This window comes from Streptomyces sp. UNOC14_S4 (assembly GCF_020740835.1).
Taxonomy (GTDB): Bacteria; Actinomycetota; Actinomycetes; order Streptomycetales; family Streptomycetaceae; genus Streptomyces.
The window spans coordinates 1-3920 of sequence record NZ_JAINFC010000618.1 but is presented as its reverse complement, the minus strand read 5'-3'; the positions used below and the strand labels follow the sequence as shown (position 1 = coordinate 3920).

At 71.4% G+C, this 3920-nt stretch carries 4 protein-coding genes; 1 reads left to right on the top strand and 3 read right to left on the bottom strand.

Annotated elements, in window-relative coordinates; translation table 11 throughout:
* Positions 1–825, top strand: an 825-nt coding sequence (locus K6I34_RS33160; RefSeq protein WP_229331749.1) for a P1 family peptidase, incomplete at its 5' end; no start/stop codon positions are given.
* A 248-nt stretch (positions 826–1073) separates the two neighbouring features.
* Here K6I34_RS33160 and K6I34_RS33155 read toward each other — a convergent pair.
* The 3 genes from K6I34_RS33155 to K6I34_RS33145 all read right to left on the bottom strand — a co-directional run bounded on the left by K6I34_RS33155 (position 1074) and on the right by K6I34_RS33145 (position 3854).
* A complete protein-coding gene (locus tag K6I34_RS33155; protein ID WP_229331750.1) occupies positions 1074–1832 on the bottom strand; it encodes a class I SAM-dependent methyltransferase in 759 nt (252 codons plus the stop codon).
* Between the two features lie 130 nt (positions 1833–1962).
* Positions 1963–2928, bottom strand: coding sequence for a transporter (locus K6I34_RS33150; RefSeq protein ID WP_229331748.1), 966 nt, complete (start codon positions 2926–2928; stop codon positions 1963–1965).
* Positions 2925–3854 carry an ABC transporter ATP-binding protein gene (locus K6I34_RS33145; protein ID WP_229331747.1) on the bottom strand — a complete coding sequence of 310 codons (930 nt, stop codon included), beginning with the start codon at positions 3852–3854 and terminating at the stop codon, positions 2925–2927. The genes K6I34_RS33150 and K6I34_RS33145 overlap by 4 nt, the downstream gene beginning before the upstream one ends.
* Positions 3855–3920 lie beyond the last annotated feature (66 nt).

The window sequence follows — 3920 nt, the reverse complement described above, 5'->3', positions numbered from 1 at the left end:
CCCGGGGTGATGGCCTCGCCGGAGGAGGCGGGCCGGGGCTTCCGGGTGGGCCCGGATCCGGCGCAGGTGGTGCCCGTCGTCCCGGCGGCCGCGCTGTTCGACCTCGGCCGGGGCGGCGACTGGCGGGCGCGCCCCGACGCCGGACTCGGCCGGGAGGCGGCGGAGGCGGCGGCCCGTACGGACGCGGGGGCACCGGTGGCGCAGGGCAACGTGGGTGCCGGCACGGGCGCGGTGGTCGGGGGCATCAAGGGCGGCGTGGGAACGGCGAGCGTCGTCCTGCCGTCCGGGACGACCGTGGCGGCGCTGGCCGTCGTGAACGCGGCGGGTTCGGTGGTGGAGCCCAGGACGGGAGCGCTGTACGGGCAGTTGTGCGAAGGGCTGGTCGAGATCCCGGAGCCCGGGCGGCACCGGGATGCCCAGGAGGTGCTGGCCGCCGCGCGGCAGGAGTCCGCGAAGCGGCAGGCGTCGTCCGTCCGGCCGCTCAACACGACGCTGGCCGTCGTCGCGACCGATGCCGCGCTGAGCCGGGCCCAGGCCCACAAGCTGGCGGGCACGGCACACGACGGACTGGCCCGCGCCGTCCGGCCGGTGCACCTGCTGAACGACGGGGACACCGTGTTCGCCCTGGCCACGGGTGACAGACCGCTCCCGGAGGGGGACCTGTTCGGCAACCCCGCCCTGCCCGTGGCGGGCGCGCTGAACGAGATCCTGGCGGCCGGGGCGGACGTCCTGACGCGCTCGGTGGTGAAGGCGGTACTGGCAGCGAAGGGAGTGGACGGCCAGGGCGGGGTGTTCCCGTCCTACAGCGACCTGTACGGCGACTGAAATCGCGCCCCGTCAGGGGCGCGGGGCAGCATCGGTATGCGGCTCCGCCGCGTGGGCGCGACCAGCCGATGACACCCCGCAGCCGCCGGACGGGCATGGGCGACCAGGCTCGTAGGCGGCATTCAAGGGGCGCGGGGAACTGCGCGAGCGACCACACACGCCCCGCAGCCGCGCGCCAGCGCAAAGAGGCACCGCAGTAGGCGCACCAGAAAAACAACCGCCCCCAACAGCGGGGAAGCCGCGCAACACTACCGCGCCGTGACCCGGATCTTCGACTGCCCGTGGGGCCGCTTCTCCCAGTCGTCCATGAAGCGGCCCCGGAGCCCGTGCTTCTCGGCGAGGGCGATCAGGGTCTGGGTGCGGTAGTAGAAGTCCTCGCGCAGCACCTGGTGTTCGGCGCCCTCGGTGCGGTCGAAGGTGAAGTCGAAGAAGCCGCCGGGGGCGAGGATGCGCCCGACGTTGGCGAGGCACTCGTCGATGATCTCGATCGGGGAGTGCGAGAAGACACTGTGCGCGTGCACCACGTCGAAGTGGTTCTCGGGGAGGAAGTCAAGGGTGAGGTTCTGGATGATGGTGAGGTGGGGCAGCTTGTCCTGGAGACCGTAGGAGGTGAGGGTCTGCTTGGCGGCTATGAGGATGTCGGGCGAGATGTCGATGCCGTAGTAGTTGCCGGTGCCGAGGTGGTCGATGAAGAGGCGGCCCGCGCGGAGGTTGCCGCAGCCGATGTCGAGCATGCGGTGGTGCGGGGCGAGTCCGTGCTCCACGAGGTAGTCGAACTGCATCGTGCCGAGGGCGATCCAGCGGTCGTGGCTGCGGCTGCCGACGGCGGCCTCCGGGTTGCGCGCGGTGTCGGAGGCCATGACCGCGCGGTAGTAGTCGACGTGGTCCGGGTGCTTGAGGCGGAGCCAGCTGTCGCGGGCCGTGCGCTTGAGGTAGGGCGCGATGCGCACCGGATTCTTCACCGCGTAACGGACCTTGTGGGTCAGGCTGCTGCGGTTTTTGAGCATGGCTTTGGACGACGTCACGGAAGGGACCTCCGACGTTGGCGTATGCGTATGCGCTTGTGAGATTGCGAGGTTGTGAGATTGCGAGATTGTGAGGCTTGGGGAAGAGACTTATGAGAAAGAAAGGCCCGGGTCAGACGACGCGGCGGCGCAGCACGACGCAGATCAGCGCCAGCAGTGCGGCGGCCAGGCCGAGGAAGATCGCGGTCTCGATCCATTGGAAGACCCAGAAGTCGCTGGCCGGATAGACCTTGTAGAAGCGGCCGGTGAAGCCCTTCTGCGCCATGCAGGTCTTCATGTCGGGCAGTCCGGGGCCCCAGGCGCAGGCGGCCGGGTCGTGCACCAGGTTCCCCGCGCGGTCGATGAAGCCGAAGTCGCCGGCCGATTGGGCGGTGCCGATGTACTCCCGTGGGGTGTCGCCCTGGCTGCGCCGGATCACGGGCGATACCCAGTCGTGGCGGACGGCGTTGAGCAGCACCCGCAGGCCGACGACGGCGACGAGGGTGGCGCCCATCGCGGCCACGGTGCGGCGCAGCAGCAGCCCCGCTGCCGTACCGGTGACGAGACCGAAGACGGCGCTGGCCACGGCGACGGGGCCGGTGGCGTTGAAGATGTAGCCGTCGTGCCAGTAGAGGCCGTTGAGCATGTTGGAGACCGGCTCCCACCACCACACGACGAGCGCGGCGAGCACCGCCGAGCCGACGACCGAGCAGCAGAGGGCCAGCGAGAAGCGGCTGAGGAACCAGCGCCGGATGCCGACGCCCTGGGTGAGCGCCAGCTTCCAGGTGCCGCTCTCCAGCTCGCGGCCGAGCAGCGGCGCGCCCCAGAAGATGCCGATGAGCACGGGCAGGGCGGCGCTCAGGGTGCCGAGGGCGCGCATGGGGTCGTTGTAGTCGTCGAGCAGCCGGAAGGCGGCGTCGCTGCGGCAGTCCCCGTCCCAGCCCTTGCAGTTCGCGGTGTCGATGTGGTGATCGCTGATGTAGGCCATCATGTCCGCGCGCTGGAACGCGACCCACACAGCGCAGGCGACGAGGAGAGCGGCGCCGACGAGGATCAGGGTGCGCTGCTGGCGCCAGGCCAGCCAGAGGGTGCCCTTCACGCCGCGGCCTCCTTGTCGCTCGACGGGGTGGCTGCGGGCGCGGAGCGGAGGTAGGCGAGCAACAGATCTTCCAGGGAGGGGATGTCGGTGACCCACCGGTCGTCGGCGCAGGCGTCGACCGGGCGGCCGTCCGTGCGGAGGAGGGCGGTGAGCTGGCGGCCGGTGACGCTCGACTCCACGACGTCGACACCGTCCAGGCCGGGCGGCAGCCCGTCCTGGTGGGAGGGGTCGGCGAGGCCGGTGAGCCGGAGGTGGTCCTCGCACAGTTGCTGGGCGTCGCCCTGGAGCCGTACGCCGCCGTGCGCGAGCAGCAGCACGTGGTCGCAGACGTTCTCCAGTTCGGACAGCACGTGCGAGGACATCACGACGGTGATGCCACGGTCGGCGACCTCCGCCATGACCAGGCCCATGACCTCGATACGCACGAGCGGGTCGAGGTCGGCCAGCGGTTCGTCGAGGAGGAGCAGGTCGGGCCGCTTCGCGAAGGCCAGGGCGAGCGCGATGCGGGTGCGCTGCCCCTGCGAGAGCGTGCCGACGCGGGCGTCGAGGGGGATGTTCCCGGCGCGGACGACGCGTTCGGCGGTGGCCGCGTCCCAGCTCCGGTTGAGCTCGCGCCCGAAGCGGAGGGTCTCGGCGACGGTGAAGCCGGTGTAGAGCGGTTTGTCCTGGGAGAGGAAGGCCGTACGGTCGCGGGCCTCGGCGGTGACGGGGTCGGCGCCGAAGACGCGGATCTCCCCCTCGGTCGGGCGCAGGAGCCCCGTGGCGAGGTGGAACAGCGTGCTCTTGCCCGCCCCGTTGGGGCCGACGAGCGCGGTGATCCGCCCGGCGGGCAGGTCGAACCCGCAGTCGCGCAGCGCCCACCCCTTCCGGAAACGGCGCCCGAGCCGGGTCGCCCGCAGGGCCGTGGCGGCGATCGGGTCGGTCACGTGTCTTCCTCCATGGACTGGGACTGCGGTGACGGATGGGGCGGCAGTGATGGATCCGGCGGGGAC